This window comes from Verrucomicrobiota bacterium, from assembly GCA_016871675.1.
Classification (GTDB): Bacteria; Verrucomicrobiota; Verrucomicrobiia; order Limisphaerales; family VHCN01; genus VHCN01.
On sequence record VHCN01000036.1, the window covers coordinates 12,706 to 32,244 of the forward strand.

General features: G+C 64.9%; 16 protein-coding genes. 9 read left to right on the forward strand and 7 right to left on the reverse strand.

The window, feature by feature from the left end:
* Positions 1-255 precede the first annotated feature (255 nt).
* From FJ386_09205 to FJ386_09245, 9 genes are all read left to right on the forward strand, one after another.
* Positions 256-1,215 (forward strand): ATP-binding cassette domain-containing protein, encoded by a 960-nt coding sequence (locus tag FJ386_09205; protein ID MBM3876880.1) that lies wholly within the window; start codon positions 256-258, stop codon positions 1,213-1,215.
* Positions 1,212-1,964 (forward strand): ABC transporter permease, encoded by a 753-nt coding sequence (locus FJ386_09210; protein MBM3876881.1) that lies wholly within the window; start codon positions 1,212-1,214, stop codon positions 1,962-1,964. Before FJ386_09205 ends, FJ386_09210 begins: the two co-directional genes overlap by 4 nt.
* A gap of 10 nt (positions 1,965-1,974) precedes the next feature.
* A complete protein-coding gene (locus tag FJ386_09215; GenBank protein MBM3876882.1) occupies positions 1,975-3,909 on the forward strand; it encodes a hypothetical protein in 1,935 nt (644 codons plus the stop codon).
* Entirely contained in the window at positions 3,906-5,132 is a 1,227-nt protein-coding gene (locus tag FJ386_09220) for a DUF4340 domain-containing protein (GenBank protein MBM3876883.1), read from the forward strand. The genes FJ386_09215 and FJ386_09220 overlap by 4 nt, the downstream gene beginning before the upstream one ends.
* 106 nt (positions 5,133-5,238) lie before the next feature.
* On the forward strand, positions 5,239-5,967 hold the full coding sequence (locus tag FJ386_09225) for a class I SAM-dependent methyltransferase (GenBank protein ID MBM3876884.1): 729 nt from the start codon (positions 5,239-5,241) through the stop codon (positions 5,965-5,967).
* A gap of 15 nt (positions 5,968-5,982) precedes the next feature.
* Positions 5,983-7,014: a glycosyltransferase gene (locus tag FJ386_09230; GenBank protein ID MBM3876885.1), complete on the forward strand. Its 1,032-nt coding sequence runs from the start codon at positions 5,983-5,985 to the stop codon at positions 7,012-7,014.
* Entirely contained in the window at positions 7,011-8,168 is a 1,158-nt protein-coding gene (locus tag FJ386_09235) for a glycosyltransferase family 4 protein (GenBank protein MBM3876886.1), read from the forward strand. Before FJ386_09230 ends, FJ386_09235 begins: the two co-directional genes overlap by 4 nt.
* A complete protein-coding gene (locus FJ386_09240; protein ID MBM3876887.1) occupies positions 8,140-10,497 on the forward strand; it encodes a methyltransferase domain-containing protein in 2,358 nt (785 codons plus the stop codon). The genes FJ386_09235 and FJ386_09240 overlap by 29 nt, the downstream gene beginning before the upstream one ends.
* 56 nt (positions 10,498-10,553) lie before the next feature.
* Positions 10,554-11,312, forward strand: coding sequence for a class I SAM-dependent methyltransferase (locus FJ386_09245; GenBank protein ID MBM3876888.1), 759 nt, complete (start codon positions 10,554-10,556; stop codon positions 11,310-11,312).
* Positions 11,313-11,335: 23 nt separating this feature from the next.
* On the opposite strand, the gene FJ386_09250 is transcribed toward FJ386_09245, so the two are convergent.
* The 7 genes from FJ386_09250 to FJ386_09280 form a co-directional block, all read right to left on the reverse strand.
* Positions 11,336-12,511, reverse strand: coding sequence for a glycosyltransferase (locus tag FJ386_09250; GenBank protein ID MBM3876889.1), 1,176 nt, complete (start codon positions 12,509-12,511; stop codon positions 11,336-11,338).
* A 104-nt stretch (positions 12,512-12,615) separates the two neighbouring features.
* Complete coding sequence (locus FJ386_09255; protein MBM3876890.1) at positions 12,616-14,001, reverse strand: Gfo/Idh/MocA family oxidoreductase; 1,386 nt, start codon at positions 13,999-14,001, stop codon at positions 12,616-12,618.
* 97 nt (positions 14,002-14,098) lie between these two features.
* Positions 14,099-15,439, reverse strand: a complete 1,341-nt coding sequence (locus tag FJ386_09260; GenBank protein MBM3876891.1) for an aminotransferase class III-fold pyridoxal phosphate-dependent enzyme — start codon at positions 15,437-15,439, stop codon at positions 14,099-14,101.
* Positions 15,440-15,462: 23 nt separating this feature from the next.
* Positions 15,463-16,965 (reverse strand): NCS1 family nucleobase:cation symporter-1, encoded by a 1,503-nt coding sequence (locus FJ386_09265; protein ID MBM3876892.1) that lies wholly within the window; start codon positions 16,963-16,965, stop codon positions 15,463-15,465.
* A gap of 43 nt (positions 16,966-17,008) precedes the next feature.
* Positions 17,009-17,227 carry a hypothetical protein gene (locus tag FJ386_09270; GenBank protein MBM3876893.1) on the reverse strand — a complete coding sequence of 73 codons (219 nt, stop codon included), beginning with the start codon at positions 17,225-17,227 and terminating at the stop codon, positions 17,009-17,011.
* Positions 17,228-18,607 (reverse strand): dihydropyrimidinase, encoded by a 1,380-nt coding sequence (hydA, locus tag FJ386_09275; GenBank protein MBM3876894.1) that lies wholly within the window; start codon positions 18,605-18,607, stop codon positions 17,228-17,230.
* An 80-nt stretch (positions 18,608-18,687) separates the two neighbouring features.
* Positions 18,688-19,539: aldehyde dehydrogenase family protein (locus tag FJ386_09280; GenBank protein ID MBM3876895.1), on the reverse strand; the 852-nt coding region annotated here is incomplete at its 5' end.

Sequence of the window (19,539 nt, forward strand, 5' to 3'; positions counted from 1 at the left end):
GGCCTCGCCATCGCCGTCCGGCGTGAACACGTAACTGGGCATCTCGACGACCCACAACCGGGCAGACAAGCGGGATGGCGCCCCGGCTGATGCGGGCGGTCGTGGGTCCATTTTGGCGGTTGCTTCGGTGAACTTTTTTTGAACACTATCCCGCTCCGTTGTCTAAGCCGGCGTAGTTCTTGACAGGCAAAGTATTTTTCCCGGTGTTCCCGCCGGGCAGAAGCTGGCCGGGCGCAACGGGATGGAGTATTGGACATGATCAAAGTCAAAGAGCTGAGCAAGTCATTCGGGCCGAAACTGGCGGTCAACAACCTCTCGTTCACCGTCGAGCGCGGCGAGGTGCTGGGCTTCCTCGGGCCAAACGGAGCCGGAAAGTCCACCACTATGCGGATGATCACCGGCTACCTGCCGCCGTCCGCGGGCCGCATCTCCGTGGGAGGGCACGACATTGTGGAGAATCCCGTCGAGGCCAAGAAACTCATCGGCTACCTTCCCGAGAATGCCCCGGCCTACAGCGACATGACGGTGCACGGCTTTCTCGGGTTCGCCGCGGAGATTCGCGGGTTGCGCGGCGCGGCCAGGGAGAACGCCATCCAGCGCGTGGCGGAGATGTGCTTCCTCAAGAACGTGCTGCATCAAAGCGTGGACACGCTCTCGAAGGGCTACCGCCACCGCACTTGCTTCGCTCAGTCCATCATTCACGACCCGGAAATCCTGATCATGGACGAGCCCACCGACGGCCTCGACCCAAACCAGAAGCACGAGGTGCGGTTGCTTATCCGCCGGATGGGCGAGAAAAAGGCGATCATCTTCTCCACGCACATCCTCGAGGAAGTCGAGGCCGTGTGCTCCCGGGCCATCATCATCGACCGCGGCAGCATCGTCGCGAACGGCACGCCCGCCGAGCTCAAGGCGAAGTCCGAGAACGCGGGCTGCGTGACCTTGCGCGTGACCGGCGCCGCGTCCGGCACCGTGACCCAAAAGCTCGGCGCCATTCCTGCCGCGAAGAAGATTTCCGTGGTGAAAGAGGAGCACGGCACCGTGACCGTGCGGGTGCAAGCGAAACCGAATTTTGCGAACGGCGACCTTTCCCGCGCCGTGGCCGAAGCCGCCGCCGGATGGCGTATCGAGGAACTCCACACCGAGGAAGGCCGTCTCGACGAGGTCTTCCGCAGCATCACCCAGTCCGACACCGTGCAGGAGAAGAAGAAATGAACAACTCGCTGAGCCACATCCGCACCATCGCCAAGCGCGAGCTGGGCGCGTATTTCGCGTCGCCCGTCGCCTACGTCTTCATCGTGATCTTCCTGCTGCTGGCGGGGTTCTTCACGTTCATGATCGGCTTCTTCTTCGAGCGGGGCGAGGCGTCGCTGCGCGACTCGTTCTTTGTCTGGCACCCATGGCTGTATTTGTTCCTCGTGCCCGCGGTGGGCATGCGACTCTGGTCGGAGGAACGCCGGCAAGGCACGCTCGAACTGCTCATGACCATGCCCATCACGCCGTGGCAGGCCATCGTCGGGAAGTTCATCGCGTCGTGGGCGTTTCTCGGCCTCGCGCTGGCGCTGACTTTCCCCGTGGTGCTGACGGTGCGGCACCTCGGCACGCCCGACATGGGCGTGATCGTGGGCAGCTACTTCGGGAGCTTCCTGCTGGCGGGCGCGTATCTCGCGGTGACGAGTTTCACCTCCGCGCTCACGCGCAACCAGGTCATCAGCTTCATCATGTCGCTCGTCGTCTGCTTCTTCCTCCTGCTCGCAGGCTGGCCGCCCGTGACAAATTTCATCACCAAGGTCATGAGCGGCTCGACCGGGCTCGTGGACTTCGTCTCGGCGTTCAGCGTGATGACCCACTTCGAGGGCTTCCAGAAGGGCGTGGTGGACCTGCGCGACCTTGTCTTCTTCCTGTCGGTGATTGGTTTCTCGCTGTTCGGCACGGCCGTGGTGCTGCGCGGGCTGCGGGCGTGATTTTCCCAACATGAACAAAAAACTCGAGTCCCTCCTGTTCTCCGCCGTCGGCTTGGGCGCGATGTTTGTCATCCTCGTCGGCGCCAACGTCATCGTCTCCACCGCCAAGCTCCGCAAGGACCTCACCGCCGAGAAGCTCTACACACTCTCCGACGGCACGCGCAAAATCCTGGGCCGCCTCGACACGCCGGTGAAGGTCCGCTTCTACTGCACGCAGGGCGAGAACGCGATGCCCGTCCCCCTCAAGACCTTCGCCGCGCGCGTCGAGGACATCCTCTCCGAGTATCGCTCCATCTCGAAGGGCAAGTTGACGATCGAAAAGCTCGACCCGCAGCCCGACTCGGACGCGGAAGACTCGGCGAACCTTGACGGCGTCGAGGGACAGCCCATCAGCGCGAACGAGAAAATCTACCTCGGCGTCGCCATCCGCTGTCTCGACCAGGTCGTCGCCATCCCGTTCCTCTCGCCCGAACGCGAAAAGCTCCTCGAATACGACCTCTCCCGCGCCATCGCGCGCGTCGTGAACACCACCAAGCCCGTCATCGGCGTGATGACCGCGCTGCCCATGTTCGGCCAGCCGATGAACCCGATGATGATGCGGATGGGCCAGATGCGCGGCACCGAGCCGTGGCTCTTCATCAGCGAGCTCAAGCGCGACTTCGACGTGAAGCAAGTGCCGCTCACGGCCGACAAGATTGACGACGACGTGAAGGTGCTGCTGGTCGTCCACCCGCGCGACATCAGCGAGGCGGCGCAGTTCGCGGTCGACCAGTTCGTGCTGCGCGGCGGCAAACTGATCGCGTTCGTGGACCCGGTGAACGTGATTGACGCGCAGCAAAGCGGCGGCAACCCGATGATGGGCGGGGGCCCGCCGAGCGGTTCCACGCTCGACAAGCTCTTCAAGGCATGGGGCGTCGAGTTCGACAAATCCAAGGTCGTGGCCGACCCGAACTTCCTCACCACGATGCGCGGACGCGGCGGCCGCCCCGAGAAGAACCCGTGCTGGCTTTCGCTGGACCGCACCGCCGTGGCCGAGGATCCCGCGACATTCCAGATCGACAGCCTGTTGCTCGCGATGCCCGGCGCGTTCACCGGCACGCCCGCCGAAGGCCTGCAACAAAAAGTCCTGCTCCACGCCACGAAGGACTCGGCGACCGCCGAGGCGTTCCTCGCGCAGATGTCCGGCGAAGCCGTGATGAAGGACCTCAAGCCCTCCGGCAAGGAGCACACGCTCGCAGTGCGGCTCAGCGGCAAGTTCAAGACGGCCTTCCCCGACGGCAAGCCCGGCGAGAAAAAGGACGACCACGACCACGCAAAGGACGACAAGGACGGCAAGAAAGACGACGCCAAGAAAAAGGATGAGAAAAAGCCCGACGACTCGCTGAAGGCGTCGAAAGACGAGAACTTCGTCATCCTCGTCGCGGACTCCGACATCCTGTATCACGAGTTCTCGATGCGCGTGCTCGAGGGCTTCGGCGTGATGATGCCGTTCAACGCCAACCTCTCCCTCGCACAGAACCTCGTCGAGCAGCTCAGCGGCGACACCAGCCTGATCAACGCGCGCACGCGCGCGACCATGAGCCGGCCGTTCACGCTCGTGAAGAAGATGCAGGCCGAGGCCGAGGCCAGCTATCGCGACAAGATCGAGGGCCTGGAGAAGTCGCGCCAGGAAGCCGAGCGCAAGATCAACGAACTGATGCAGAACAAGGACAAGACGCAACGCTTCGTGCTCTCGCCCGACCAGCAGAAGGAAATCGAGAAGTTCAAGAAGGAGCGCACCGACACCGCGCAAGAGCTCAAGAAAATCCGCAAGCAGCTCCGCCAGGACGTCGACTCGCTCGAGAACCGCCTCAAGTGGATCAACATCGCCGGCATGCCCTTCCTCGTGACCATCGGAGGCATCGGCCTGGCACTCGTGAAACGCAAACGCACCGCAGCCAAATGAACCGAAAGCAGTTCACCCTCCTCATCGCGCTCGTCATCGTCGTCGGCGGCCTCGGGCTGATGATGAACGCCAAAAAGCAGGCCACGTGGCAACGCGGCTCCACCGGTGCCGGCGGCAAACTCCTCGCCGGGTTCGACTACAACGCCGTCGCGTCGCTGACCATCAAGAGCGCCTCCAACGAAGTCACCCTCGCCAAGCGCGAGGAAGGCTGGCGCGTCAAGGAGCGCGGCGAGTATCCCGCCAACTTCAGCACGCTCGCGGATTTCCTCCGCAAGGCCGCCGACCTCAAGATCGTGCAGTCCGAGCCCATCGGCGCCTCGCAGTTCGAGCGCATGGAACTCAACCAGCCCGGCAAGGGCGCGGGCGCGGGCACGCTCGTCGAGTTCCGCGACAAGGACGGCAAGCCCCTGCGCACGCTCGTGCTCGGCAAGAAACAGATGAAAAAGTCCGAGGGCGGCTCCCCGTTCGGTGGCGGCGAGTGGCCCGTCGGCCGCTGGGTCATGGACCTCAAGGACACGGCGAACGTGAGCCTGGTTTCCGACGCGCTCTCCGACATCGAGCCCAACGCCTCGCACTGGCTGGACAAGGAATTCTTCAAGGTCGAGAAGGTCCGCAGCGTGGCCGTGGCCCACACGAACCCGACCAACTCGTGGAAGCTCACCCGCGATGCCGACGCCGGCGAATGGAAACTCGCCGACGCCAAGGCCGGCGAACAGCCGCTCGACCCGGCGAAGGCGAACGCCATCGGCAACCCGTTCAGCTTCCCGTCCTTCGCCGACGTCGTCGCCGCCGATGCCAAGCCCGCCGACACCGGTCTCGACCAGCCCACCGTCGTCACCATCGAGACCGCGGACAAACTCACCTACACGATGAAAGTCGGCGCGAAATCCGGCGAGGACAACCTCCACCTCGCGATGACCGTGAAAGCCGACCTCGCGGCGAAACGCGAGCCCGCCAAGGACGAGAAGCCCGAGGACAAGGACCGGCTCGACAAGGAATTCGCCGAGAGCCAGAAGAAGCTCCAGGAAAAGCTCGCCGCCGAGAAGAAGTTCGAGCGCTACGCCTTCCTCGTGAGCAAATGGACCGTGGACGCCGTCCTCAAGAACCGCGCCGAGTTGCTCGCCGAGAAGAAAGAGGAGCCGAAGCCCGAGGTGAAATCAGACGAGCCTTTGCCCGGAACCGCCGCACCCAAGGCGGAATCACCGAAGGCAACACCCAAGTAGTCCGCGGCCAGCCGGTCGCGCCCCAGCCCTCGCTGGCGGCTCGGCAATTCGCTTGTCAAGCCGCGGTTTCACGATTGAAGATGCGTCCGGATTTGAACCCGGACCAATGCCTTCCACCGCAACGCCGCCCATCGAAGGCCAGCTCAACGCCGCCGAGCGCGCGTTGTTGATGGACGCGGTGAAGCAGGCATCCCCCAGGCCACAGGCGATCATCGAGGTGGGCACGTGGCTCGGCGGCGGAAGCACGATTCATCTCCTCCGCGCCCTCGAGCACAATGGCGAGGGGCGCCTGTGGGGAATCGAGGCCGAGCGCACGATCCATGACAGGATGATTGCAAACCTCCGCGCCGCGGCGCCCGAATGTGTCCACCGGTTCACGCCGCTGTTTGGCTCCTCGCAAGCGGTGCTGCCGCAGCTGTTGTCCACCGCGGGACCGGACTTCAAGGTGGACATGGCATTTCTCGACGGCGGCAACAATCCCTCGGAGCAGATGGAAGAGTTCCGGCTGCTTGCGCCCTGCATCCGCGTCGGCGGGGTCCTTTTCGCGCACGATGCGAAGTTACGGAAGGGGAAGTGGCTCGTGCCGTTCCTCTCGGCGTTGGACAACTGGGAATGCCAGCTCCATGACATCAGCGACGAGGGGCTGTTCGAGGCGCGCAAACTGGGTGACGAACCGACGCAGACGAGCCTGGCGGCGGCCCGGCGGCGACTGCGCAGGCAAAGACTCGAACCGAAGGAAATCGCCGCCGCCGTGCTCCCGCGCCCGCTTTGCGCCCTGATCCTCCGGTTGCTCCCCGAGCGGATGGTGCGCCGGATTGCAGACGGCCGTGGTTGATGCGGCGTTCCTGCGATGAAAGTCATCTTCTCGCACAACCTGCCGTTCGCCCTGGCGCACGGCGGCGTGCAGACGCAAGTCGAGGCGTTGATGCGCGAACTCGGCGCGCTCGGTGTCGCCGTCGAACCGGAGCGTTGGTGGGACGCGGCGCAACAGGCTGACATCCTCCATTACTTCGGCCGGCCACCGACGGTCGGCCACGTCCGTCAAGCCCGCCTGAAAGGCCGCCGCGTAGTGATGTTCGAGAACCTTGACCAGACCGCGTCGCGGAGTCGTCCCGCGCTCCTCGCGCAGAGACTCCTCATTCGCGCCGCGCGCGCCACGCCCGGCGGCCTCACGAACCGCCTTGCATGGGACTGCTACGGCGAGTTGGATGCGATGATCTATGCGACGTCGATCGAATGGGACGTCGCGAAGTATCTGTTCCAGGCGCGCCACGACCGGGGGCACATCATCCCACAAGGCATCGAAGCGCGCGCGCTCGAAGAACTGCAGGCCCCCGCCCCGCAGGAAGATTACCTCGTGTCTGTCGCCACCATCACGGCGCGCAAGAACTCGGTGTTGCTGGCCGAGGCTGCGCGGATCGCGCAGGTGCCGGTCTTGTTTCTCGGACGGCCCTATTCGGAGGACGACGAGTATTTCCGGCAGTTCCGCGCGCTTGTGGATGGCAAATTCGTGCGGCACGAGGGCTTTGTGCCTGAGGAAGTGAAGTTCGCGCGGCTTCGGTCCGCGCGAGGTTTCGCGCTGCTGAGCCAGTTCGAGAGCGGTTGCATCGCGGTTCACGAGGCCGCGGCCACGGGTTTGCCGTTGCTTCTGCCCGACCTGCCGTGGGCGGCGCGGGTTTATGACGGAGTAGAGCGCGCGAGGTTCGTCGGCCTTGGAAGCGCCGAGGCCGTCGCCGGCGAGTTGGCGCGCTTTCACTCCGAATCACGTCGCGGACCCGGCCCGACCTTTCACGTGCTCTCGTGGCGCGCCGTCGCCGAGGCGTATCTCCGGGTTTACCAGACGGTCCTCGCCCCAACGCCGCCCGAGCGGAGGGTCGGATGAAGATCGCGATGGTCGTGCCGGACAACCGGGACGAATTCCACCGGTGGGATCAGGCCGAACCCGAGTTTGGCCCGGCTCCTTCGGCGCTGCTGGAGGGCCTCGCATCGCGGAGCGATTGCGAAGTCCACGTCGTCAGTTGCACCCACCGGCCGATGCGCGCGCCGGCGAAGCTTGCGCCGAACGTGAGCTTCCGCCTCGTCGAAGTGGGCTCGTGGGGTTGGATGCGCGGTGGATACATCGGATGCGTCACTGCCGTGCGTCGCGTGTTGCGCGCGATCCGGCCGGACATCGTCCACGGGCAGGGCACCGAGCGTTACTGCGCGCTGGCTGCGGGTTGGTCGGGGTTTCCAAACCTCGTCACCGTGCACGGAAACATGCGCGCCATCGCGCGGGTCCATCGCGCACGCCCGCTCTCGTTCCAATGGCTGACGGCGCGGCTTGAATCCATCGCGTTACGCCGCACGCACGGCGTGGTTTGCCTCACCCGTCACACGGAGCATCAGGTGGCGCGGCTGGCGCGGCGGATGTGGTGCGTGCCGAACGCCGTGGATCGAAGTTTCTTCGATGTTGTGCCGTCGCCCCGCGAGCGGCCGCTCGTCTTGTGCGTCGCAACCATTTCTCACTTGAAGAATTCGGCGCGCCTGCTGGGGGCACTGGACCCGCTCGCCGCGGAGCACGCGTTCGAGCTTGTCTGCCTCGGATTCGCGCCCGGGCGAGACCCGTATGTGAAGGAATTCTTCCGCCTGCTGCAGGCGCGGCCGTGGGCGCGGCATGCGGGTTACGCGACGCGCCCGCAGTTGCAGGCGTTCCTTCGTGAGGCCTCGGTGCTCGTGCTGCCGTCGATCGAGGACAACTGTCCGATGGCCGTCCTCGAGGCGATGGCAGCGGGCGTGCCCGTCGCCGCGAGCACCGCGGGCGGCATTCCAGAACTCGTCGAGCCGGAAGTGACGGGCTTGCTCTTTGACCCGCTTGATGAGCGGGCCATGGCCGGCGCGGTGCGGCGTCTCATCGTGGACCGCGCCATGGCCCGGCAGCTCGCGCTCACTGCGCGGGAACGTGCGCGCCGGCTTTTCTCGCCCGATCTGGTCGCGGCGCGGCACATGGAGATTTACCGCGAGGCCATGGATGCCACCCGCGTGCGGCCGGGCGCGTGAGGCAGCGACGCTGAATTTGGTTCGCCAGCGAGCGGCTGGTTTGTGTTTCCTTTTGCATCGCGTCCACGCCATGTCGCGGCTCAACCAATTTGCCCAGTCCCTGGCCTCGGGTTACGTCCTGATGGGCGCGAACATTGCCTTCTCGCTGGCGTCGATCCCGCTCGCGCTCCATCACCTGACACGGCCGGAGTTTGGCTTGTGGGCGCTCACCGCGCAGCTTGCGGGCTACATCGCCCTCATCGACTTCGGAATCTCGGGCGTGTCGCGCATCCTCGTGGACTACAAGGACCGGCGGGACGGGCGCGAATATGGCAGCGTCCTGCTGACCTTGTGGCTGGTCAGCGCAGTGCAGGGCTTGCTCATTCTCGGGATGAGCGTCGGGTTGGGATTTGGGCTCGGAGACTTGCTGCGGGTGCCCGGTGAACTTCGCGTGGACTTGCTCTGGTTGACCGTCGGCCAGGGAGCGCTGCTTGCGGCGTCTTTCCTGACTCGCACGTTCAACTTCGTGCTGGCGGCGCATCAGCGCAATGACATCAGCAACTACGCCCAGACCGCCGCGTTCGCGCTGAATTTCGCCGTCACGTGGGTGGCTTTCGAGAGTGGGGCGGGTGTGTTCAGCCTGCTGTTCGGGCAGGGTGCCGGCTGGCTTTTGGGGTCGCTGTGTTCGTGGGCTTCGTGCGCGAAGCTCGGGCTCCTGCCCACGGCCGGAATGTGGGGCAAGCCCACGTGGGACCGGTTCCGGGAACTTTTCGACTATGGCCGCGATGTGTTCCTGTTCCTCTTGGGCGCCCAGTTCATCCACGCAAGCCAGACCATTCTTGTGACACGATTGCTCGGATTGGACGCGGCCGCGGTGTGGGCTGTCTGCACTCGCACCTTTGCGCTCGGGCAGCAGATTGTCTTTCGAGTCTTTGACTACGCGACCCCGGCACTGGCCGAGATGATCGTGCGGGGTGAGATCGAACGGCTCCGGCATCGTTTTCGCAGTCTCGTGATGTTGTCAGCGTCGCTGGCCGTGGCCGCGGGCGTGTTGTTCGCGGCATGCAACCAGTCCTTCGTGGAAGTGTGGCTCAAGGGCAAGGCGGGCTGGCCTGTCACGAACGACGCACTGCTCGCACTCTGGCTGGTGCTCACGGTGATCACGCGTTGCCATGTCGGCCTGGTAGGGCAGGCCAAGGCTTTCGGTTTCCTCCGCTATCTCTATCTGATCGAAGGTCTCGTGTTCGTCATTCTTTCCCTGGGTTTCGTCCCACAGGGCGGCATCACGGCGATGGTGCTTTTGTCGGTCCTTTGCACCGCGACGTTGAGCCTGCCGTATGGCTTGTGGCGCACGATGGAGTTCTTTCAACTGCCTTGGAAGGACGTCGTCGTCGATTGGTCGCGGCCGATGGCGCGGCTTGCCTGCGTCGCGGTGCCGTTGGCGGTGGTGGCCTGGCTCCTCTCGCGCGGATTGCCGGCACCCGGACGGCTCGTAGTTGGTGCCTGCGTGCTGGCACCCGCGACGATCGCGCTTCTGTTTCTCACTGGCTTGGAACGACCGCTCCGTGACGAGATCGCGGGAAAGCTCCGTTCCGCGGCGCGTGCCACCAAGAGGCACGCGGTGGCCCTGCGCACGAAAGCCCTTCGAAGGCTCGGCTTCTTGGGTGGGGACTGGGGATCCGCATTGCCCGACGAGGTTCAGTTCTGGGAGCGCGCCCTCGCGGAAGAGGGCCGGCACTGGCTGCCGGAGGAGTTTCGCAAACGGATGGATCCCGCCTCGGAGTTCCAGCCCGAGTTGCAGGCGCTCGTGAACGCGCCCCCGGGCGCCTCCGTGCGCGTGCTCGACGTCGGCGCCGGGCCACTGACAACGCTCGGGAAGCGCTGGCCGGGGCGCGAGTTGAAGATCACCGCCGTGGATCCGCTCGCGGATCGATACCGCGCGATGCTTGGCCGGCTTGGGTTGAGGCCTCCGATCGAGACGACCGCCGCACATGGCGAGAAACTGCGGGAGCAGTTCCAGGGCGGCGAGTTTGACCTCGCTTACTCGAGCAACGCCTTGGACCACAGTTACGACCCTGTCGCCGCCATCCGGCAGATGATCGAGGTCGTCAAGCCCGGCGGACACGTCTATCTCTGGCACTTCGCCAACGAGGGATTGGCCGAGGGATACACGGGGCTGCATCAGTGGAATTTCGACGTTCGTGGCGGAGATTTGCTCGTGAGCGACGGGAGAAGATCGGTGTCACTTGCCGCCGAGGTCGGCGGTGCGGCGACATTGCGCTGCGAAGAAACCACGGCGTTCGGCAAGCGGGTGGTGATCGCGATCTTGTCGAAGGCCAAGGCTGCGTGAGCGGGGCGGGGCGCAGGCTTCCCTCGGGCGCGCCGCGAACGTATCGTCGCCGCCACATGCACTCGCTACACAAGGCTGCACGGCTCTGCGGACGGATGGTCCGGATCGTTTGCACAAACCCGAGGCGGCTCTCGCATGTGCTCGGCACGGCGCTCGCCGCGAGCGCCGAGGTGTCGGACCGCTCGGTGGACTTGCTCCGGTTTCCCACCGTGACGGTCAATGAATTGCTGCCGGAGTCGGGCCCGGAATGGCGGGCCACGCTCGCGCTGTTTCCCACGGCCAAGGCGTCCGTCTCCGTCCTCGAATCGGTCTGTCTCCTGTTGCTCATGAAGCGCTCAAATGCCACGGCGGTGTTTGAGTTCGGGACCTACAAAGGCGTGTCGATCACGCAGTTTGCACTCAACCTCCCGGCCGACAGCCGCATGTTCACACTCGATCTGCCGGAGTCGGATGCGTCCAGCCGCTTTCCGATTTCCATCCCGAAAGACGCCGCCATCGCGAGCGAGCCGGGCAAGGGATCCCTGGTGCCTCCGGACTTGAAGCCGCGAATCACTTTCATCGCCCGGGATTCCGCGACCTTCGACGCCGAACCGCATGCGGGTCAGTTCGACTTTGTATTCGTGGACGGCGCCCACAACGCCGAATACGTCCGAAACGACTCCGAGAAGGGCTGGCGGATGCTGCGCCCCGGTGGGATCATCACGTGGCACGATTGCGCGGTCGCGGACCCGGATGTTGTGCGCTTCCTGCTCGGGTGCCCCTACAAACCCACGCGCATCCGGGATACGTCTCTGGCGTTTGCGGTGAAGTCGTAGGTTGTCGCTGCCCCCGGGTTCTTTCACCGGAACAGCCGCGCAATCCCGCGACGGACATCTCCCAACCACTCCAGCGTGTCGAACGAGCACGCATCGAAAACCGCCGGAAGCCGGCGCGTCCCCGCCGAGGAGACGCGCTTCGCGTCTGCGATGTGGCGGACGAACGCGCCAAAGAGCCGCAGGTAGTCGTCGCCCGTGTGCGGTTCGGCGGCGCGGACACATCGCCCGCGCAACTCGGCGAACTCAGGCTCGGGCAACGTCGCAAGTCGTGCCAAGGTCGCCGCGGCTTGATCCATGCGCCCCGGTTCATAAAGCAGGCCATCCGCAATGCCAGCGACAAGAGCGTCCCCGCCGCTGGCAATCCGCGGATACACCGGCACCACGCCTGCGGACAGCGCTTCCAGCAGCGCAATCGGCGTCCCTTCGTAGTCGCTTGTGAAGATGATGGCGTCCCATCCCCTCAACACGCGCCAGTAACTGGCGCCCTCAAGTCGGCCGTGGGAAACAACCCGCCGGTTGCTTGGGGACCGCCGGTCGAGCGCAACCCGCTCCGGACCATCGCCGAGAATCTCGAACTGATATTCCAATCCCGTCTGATCGAGTGCATCACAGAGGCCCGGGAAGCGGTCCACGCGTTTTTGCTCCACGATGAGGCGGCCGCAATACCCGATCACGAACGGCTTGCCGGCTCCCTTCCGCCGGGGCGAATCCTGAACGGACGGCGAAATCGGATAGGGAACCGCCAGCACGCGATCCGCCGTGAGCGCGGGCACGCTCCGAAGCACGACCGGGACGAGCGTGGGAGACACGCAGAGGACGCCGTCCAGCAATGCGCCCACGCGAGAAAGCAACCGTTCGAGGGCCGGAACGTCCCCGTGCTGAACCAGGATTCGTCGTGCGGCCTGATCCATTCCTGCCAGATGATCCATGGCCCACATCCCGTGCCAGACTGCCACTTCAGGAGATGCCGCCTCGCAAGCCTTGCGGAGACGCTCGCGCGCGCAGCCGAGCGTGCTTCGGCCATGCAGTCCCAGGAAGGCGACGTTCTCCACGGGCGGCATTTCCCCTTCGTGGTAGATCACGAACGTGGAATCCAGCGAATGCCGCGCGTCATGCGCGTGGTGGTGCCGAAGCACGGACTCGACGCCGCCCAAGCCGCGAAACGTCGGGAACAGGTGGGTGATTCGAGTGGGCCGCACGCGCTGATTATGTGCGCCAGCCCCGCGCGCGACAGTTCATTTCGCGCAGCACCAGTGCGTGCAGGGCGGTCGTCGCCCGCCCGGGCTCGCGCACAAAGCCACGGTCAAGCCGGTGTCACGGGCGTCGGACGCGGGACGTTGGGCTCGGTCTCGTAGCTCAAAGGCGGGATGACCTTGCCGTCGCCGGTCTTGATGGCGCGGGTCTTTTCGTCGTAGAGGAGCGTGAGGTTGAGCCGCTCGGCCATCTCGGCGAGGCACAGCGCGACCTGCCCGCGGATCGCAAGCTCGATGTCGGCCAGGGGTTTCTTGCCGGTCCGGATGCTCGTGAAGAAGTCCGCGTGCAACCGCTCGGTGCGGTCGGTCGGCAGCTCGCTTTGGAAGACTTCCGTCTCCATTTCGTCGGTGAACGGCCGCTCGGGCTTGAGCTCGACCTTGTTCTGGCTCGACGCAAACGAGAGTGTCGCCTTGAGGCCGCGCAAGGTGTCGGGCAGCCCGACTTCGTTCACCGTGCTGCCGGCGACCAGCATCGTGAAGCCGCTTGGGAACTCCGCGAGGATGTGCGTGGTGTCGGTGATTTCGCGGTCGAGCGATATCTTGCGCGAGCCGGTGCAGACGACCCGGCGCGGATACTCGGGGTTCCCCGTGGCGAGCATCATCGGGTAGAAGCGGTGCGGCAGGAGGTTGCCGATGATGCCGGAGTTGTAGGCGTAGAACTTGTGCCACGAGAAATAGTGCTCGGGCGTGAATGGAACCTTCTTGGCCCGGCCGAGCCAGCGGTTCCATTCGAGCGTCGTGGGCGTGGCGTCCTTGTCGATCGGATAGGTCCACTCGCTCTTCGGGTAGTTGTTCCGGCAGAAACTGCCCTGGCTCCACACGAGCGGGCCGAGCTTGCCGGCCTTGATCCACTCGGCGGCCTTGTGCCACTTGGGATCGGCGCAACCCTGCGAACCGACGCAATACACGCTCTTGGACTTCTTCACCGCGTCATACACTTGGAACGCCTCGTCCAGGTAGCGCGTCATCGGCTTCTCGCAGTAGACGTGCTTGCCCGCCGCGATGGCGTCGATCGTGTGTTGCGCGTGGTGGTTGTCGATCGAGGCGACGAGGACGGCGTCCACATCCTTGCGTTCGAGGAGCTGGCGGTGGTCGCTGTAGACATCGGAGTCGGAGGCGTTGATCAGCGCTTTCGCCGCATGGGCGCGCTTCTGAAAGACATCGCATACGGCGGCCTGCGCGATGTTGTTGTCTTTCATGAATTTCGTCTGGTCCTTGATGTGCGATGTGCCCCGGCTTCCGGTGCCGATGTAGGCCATCACAATGCGGTCGTTCGCGCCGATGACGCGTCCGGTGGACGGCGCCTTGTTCTGGCCGTAGACCGGCGTCTTGAAGGGATTCACGACGGCGGCGGCGGCGGCGGCGGCGGCGGACTTCTTGATAAAGCCGCGGCGGTTGCCGGCCGCGGGACTCGATGGCGGAGGAGTGGTGCTCATGACGGTTGAATTCTGGATGGCTCGGTTGTCGCGGGAGAGTAGCCAGACCGGTGTTGCGGTCAAACAAAGAAACCTCCGCCAAGTTGCGGCCGCAAGATCATGCGAGGCCCAGGGCTGCATCCAGCACTTGCACCATGAAATCCGCGTCGGCGCGCGTGATGCACATCGGGGGTTTGATGCGAAGGGTGTTGCCGTGGAAGCCGCCTTTGCCGAGCAGCAGGCCGGCGTCGCGACAGGCTTCGAGCACGGCGGCGCATTGCTCGCGCGCGGGTTCCTGGGTCGAGCGGTCTTTCACCAGTTCCAAGCCGAGCATCAGCCCGAGGCCGCGCACGTCGCCGATCAGCGCGTGCTTGACCGCGAGCTTCTGCAAGCCGGACTTGAGGTGCGCGCCGACGTTCAGCGAGTTTTCCTGCAGCTTCTCGCGCTCGATCACTTGCAGCACCGCGCGGCCTTGCGCGGTCGTCACGGGATTGCCGCCGAACGTGTTGAAATGGGTTCGCGTCGCGAGGGCCTTCGCGACTTGGGGCGTGGTGACGACGGCGGCAAGCGGGCAGCCGTTGCCGATGCCCTTGGCCATCGTGACGATGTCGGGCACGACGCCCTGCGTCTCGAAGCCCCAGTAGTGCGTGCCGGTGCGGCCAAAGCCCGACTGCACTTCGTCCGCGATGCACAGGCCGCCCGCGGCGCGAATGTGCTCGTAAGCGCGGCGCAAATAACCGTCGGGCAGCACCACCGCGCCGCCGACGCCCTGAATCGTCTCCGCGATGAACCCCGCGACTTGGCCCGATGTGCCGAACTGAATGAGGTTCTTCACGTCATCGGCGTATCTGCGGCCGGCGTCGGGGTCGTTCGCGCCGAACGTGCCGCGATACGTGTCGGGCATCAGCGCGTGCTGGATGCCGAAGCTGTGCGGCACGTTGAACTTCCACGAACTGTGCGACGTGAGGCCCATCGTGGACTGGCTGCCGCCGTGGTAGCCGTTGCGCAGGGCGATGACGTCGTAGTTGCCTGTCGCCGCGCGCGCCATGAGCAGCGCGAGGTCGTTCGCCTCGGAGCCGGAGTTCACGAAATAGACGACCTTGAGTTCGCCGGGCATCTTCGCCGCGAGGTCGCGCGCGTAAAGGGCGACGTTCGGGTGCAGGTAGATGGTCGTGGTGTGCTGGAGCGTTTCGTTCTGCGCGTGGACCGCGGCGACGACGTCCGGGTGGCAATGGCCGACGCTCACGGTCACGATGCCGCCGAATCCGTCGAGATAACGCCGCCCCTTCTCATCGAACAGCCACTGCCCCCGGCCTGCGACGATCATGAGGGGCTTCTTGTAGTAGTGGAAGATCGCCGGGCTGAGGAACTGCTTGCGCATGGCGAACACTTCGTCCGCGGTGGGACCGGTGTAAGGCCGGGGCTTGTGGTCGCAGGGCGGGAGGGGGATGGTATCCATGGGATGTGTGCCGCGAGGGCGGCTTACTTGTTTGGGAAAAGTCTTCGCAGTCCAACGTAGGCGATGAATGCAATCGCAAAGCCGGCGAACCATGCGTAGTGGAACATCCCGGCCAGCAGCGCGGGAACGTGGTCCGGGTTGAGGCGCTTCACTTGCACGAGGAAGCCCGGGAGGCTCGGCGCCGCGCCAAGCACGAACGCGGCGATGGCAACCCAACTGAAGCCGTTGGTGTAACGATACGCCCCGTCAGCTTTGTAGAGCGCCGCGAGGTCGAGTTCACGCCGGCGGATCACGTAGTAGTCCGCGATCAGGATGCCCCCGATCGGCCCGAGCAACGCGCTGTAGCCGATCAGCCAGTCGAAGATGTAGCTCTCCGGATTCGCGAGCAGCTTCCACGGCATCATCAGCACGCCAATCACGCCCGTGATGCAGCCGCCGAGCCGGAACGAAATCCGCCGCGGCGACAAGTGCGCGAAGTCGTTCGCCGGGCTGACGACGTTTGCCGCGATGTTCGTCGCGAGCGTCGCGATGCAGAGCGCGACCATGGCGGTGATCAGCACGACGGGGTTCGTGAAGCGGGTCAGCACATCCACCGGATCCCACAACGTCTGCTTGAAGATAATCGTCGTGGCCGAGGTCACGGCGACGCCGATGAACGAGTAGAGCGCCATCGTCGCGGGCAACCCGAGCGCCTGGCCGATGACCTGGTCGCGCTGCGATTTTGCGTAGCGTGAAAAGTCAGGGATGTTCAGCGACAGCGTCGCCCAGAAACCGACCATCCCCGTGAGCGCGGGAAAGAAGAAACTCCAGAACTGCCCCTGCTTCGGCTGGCCCGCGTCGAACAGCGACGGCTGAGCGAGGATCGGCCCGAAGCCGCCGGCCTCGCGGTGCGCCCACGCCAGCAGCACGAGACCGAGCGCGATCAGCAGCGGCGCCTTGATGTTCAGCAGCCAGCGGATGCAATCAATCCCCATGTAGATGACCCACAGGTTGACCGCCCAAAACAAGAGGAAGCACGCGAGTTGTGCGAACGAGATGCCGAGCGCCGGGAGCGGTGTGCCGGTCGCGATGGACGGCGCGAATACGGCGAGGATCTTGAAGATCGCGCTGCCGCCAATCCACGTCTGGATGCCGAACCAGCCGCACGCGACGAGCGCGCGGAGGACGGCCGGGATGTTCGCGCCCACGGTCCCGAACGCGGCCCGGCAATAGACCGGGAACGGAATCCCGTATCTTGTGCCGGCGTGCGCGTTGAGCACCATCGGCACGAGCACGATGAGGTTGCCGAGGAAGATCGTAAAAATCGCCTGCCTCCAACTCATCCCGATCTTCGGGTCCACAAGCCCCGACGCGAGCATGTAGGTCGGGATGCACGCGGCCATCGAAATCCAAAGCGCCGCGAAGCTGAACATTCCCCATTTACGCTGCGCCTGCGTGACGGGCGCGAGGTCCGCGTTGCAAAGGCTGCTTGCCGAAAGCTCCGGGCCCGACCCCGGAGGGCTGGAAGTCTCGGCGGGGTTGGACATGTGACAATTCTAGCAATCGCGTTTGCGAATGAGAAGGCGCGCCTCATCCGCCGGCCTGCGAACGCGCCTGGGCGACCGGCGCGCGCGTGATGGCGGCGATGGCGACCGCGGCGTTGTCAATGACGCGGTTGACGACCATCGCCGCGACCTCGGGCAGGGCGGGCGCGGAGTCCGTGGCAACGGCGGCAAGTTTCCACGCCCGTTGCTCCGTCTTGGGCAACGGTGTCCCGGACGGGAAGACTTTGACGTTGCGGGAAATCATTCAGCGGCTCGGAGTGCGTTCGAGGAATTGGCCGCGCCCAATCTTGCCGACGAACTTCCCATCGCGCGCCGACACTTCGCCGCGAACGGTCACGACGCTTGGCCGGCCCTCGATGGGCCAGCCCTCAAACGCGCTGTAGTCCACGTTCATCAACTGCGTCTCCGCCGAGATGGTGCCGCGATAATCCGGATCAAACACGACGAGGTCGGCATCCGCGCCGGATTGGATGGCGCCTTTGCGCGGGAAGAGGTCGAAGAGCTTCGCGACCTGTGTGCTCGCGACATTCACAAACGTGTGCAGGTCGAGACGCCCCGTTTTCACTCCGTGCGTGTAGAGCAGGTTGACGCGCTCTTCCAGCGACGGGATGCCGTTGGGGATTTTCGTGAAATCATTTTTGCCCATCTCTTTCTGCTGGCGGAAATCAAACGGCGCGTGGTCGGTGGCGACGGTTTGCACGAGGCCGTCGCGCAGGCCGTTCCAGAGCACGTCCTGGTTGCGCTTGTCGCGCAGCGGTGGAGACATGACGAACTTCGCGCCCTCGAAGTCCGGCTGCTCGGCGTAGGTTTTGTCCAGCACGAGATATTGGATGAGCGTCTCGACCGCGACGCGCACGCCGCGCGCGCGCGCAGCGATGGCCTGATCGAGCGCCTCCTTGCAGCTCAAGTGGACGATGTAAGTCGCCGCGCCGGTGAGTTCGGCGAAGGTCATCAAGTGATGCACGCCCTCGGCTTCGACCTGCACGGGGCGGCTCGGTTCGTGGAAGCCGGGGCCGGTCTTGCCGGCGGCGGTCAGTTCCTTGCAGCGCTCGGCCACGAGCGTCTCGTTCTCGCAATGCGCGGTGACGATGACGCCGAGTTCCTTGGCGAGTTTGAGCGTTCGGTAGAGTTCCGCGTCGTCCACGCCGAACGCGCCCTTGTAGGCGAGGAAGATTTTGAATGAGCTGATGCCGCGCTTCACGATCTCGCGCAGTTGCGCTTCGGTCCCGCTGTCGAATTTCGTCACGCCCATGTGGAACGTGAAGTCGCACGCGGATTTGCCGGCGGCCTTGCCCATCCACAGCTCGAAGCTCGCGAGCGCGTCGTCACCGCGCGACGGGCAGCACATTTCGATGAGCGTCGTCGTGCCGCCGACGAGCGCGGCCTTGCTGGCGGTCTCGTAAGTGTCCTTCGCGAACGTGCCCATGAAGGGCAGGTAAATGTGGACGTGCGGGTCGATGAAACCGGGAAAGACAAACTTGCCCTTTGCGTCAATCACCTCGGCGCCGGGCGGCGGCGCGATGTCGCGGTCAATGCGCGTGATGGTTTCGCCCTCGCACCAGATGTCGGCGACGCAGCGCGAGTCGGCGGTGATGATCTCACCGTTCTTGATCAGGAGGCTCATAGGATTTGCCCGCTAACTGCGCGAAATGATGCGAAGGAGAATCTCATTTCGCGTCATCCGCGTGATTCGCAGGCATCAGTTCATTTCTTCCAAACATCTCCCACCCCTTCGCCGAACCACCGCGTGCTCACGACCTTCTGCTGCGTGAAAAACTGCACGCCTTCGCGGCCCTGGATGTGCAGGTCGCCGAAGAAGGATTCGTCCCAGCCGGTGAACGGGAACATCGCCATCGTCGCGGGCACGCCGACGTTGATGCCGACCATGCCGGCCTTGACGCGGTGCTTGAACTCGCGCGCGGCCTTGCCGGAGTTGGTGAAAATCGCCGCGCCGTTGCCGAAGGCGGACTTGTTCGCCTGTTCGATGGCGTGGTCGAGGTCGTCCATGCGCATGACGTTGAGCACGGGGCCGAAGACTTCCTCGCGCGCGAGCGCGGTGCCGTGCTCAACCTGGTCCACGATGGTTGCGCCAAGGAAAAAGCCGTTCGGCGCGTCGGCGACTTTCGCGCCGCGCCCGTCGCAGATGACTTTCGCGCCTTCCCTTTCGCCGGCGGCGACGAGGCTCATCACGCGCTCGCGATGTTGCGCGGTGATGACAGGGCCCATGTCGGGCTGAGGCGTGGGGCGGTCGGTGCGGCCGACCTTGATGGCACGGGCGGCGTCCACGAGCGTCGGGAGCAAACGATCGGCGGCAGCGCCGACGGTAATGGCGGTGGAGCCGGCCATGCAGCGTTCGCCGGCACAGCCAAACGCCGCGGTCGAGAGCGCCTCGACGGTCTTCGGCACGTCGGCATCGGGCATGACGACGATGTAATTTTTCGCGCCGCCGTTGGCTTGAACCCGCTTGCCGTGCTTGGTGCCGGTTTCGTAGATGTAACGCGCGATGGGCGTGGAGCCGACGAAGGAGACGGCCTTCACCTTGGGATGCGTGAGCAG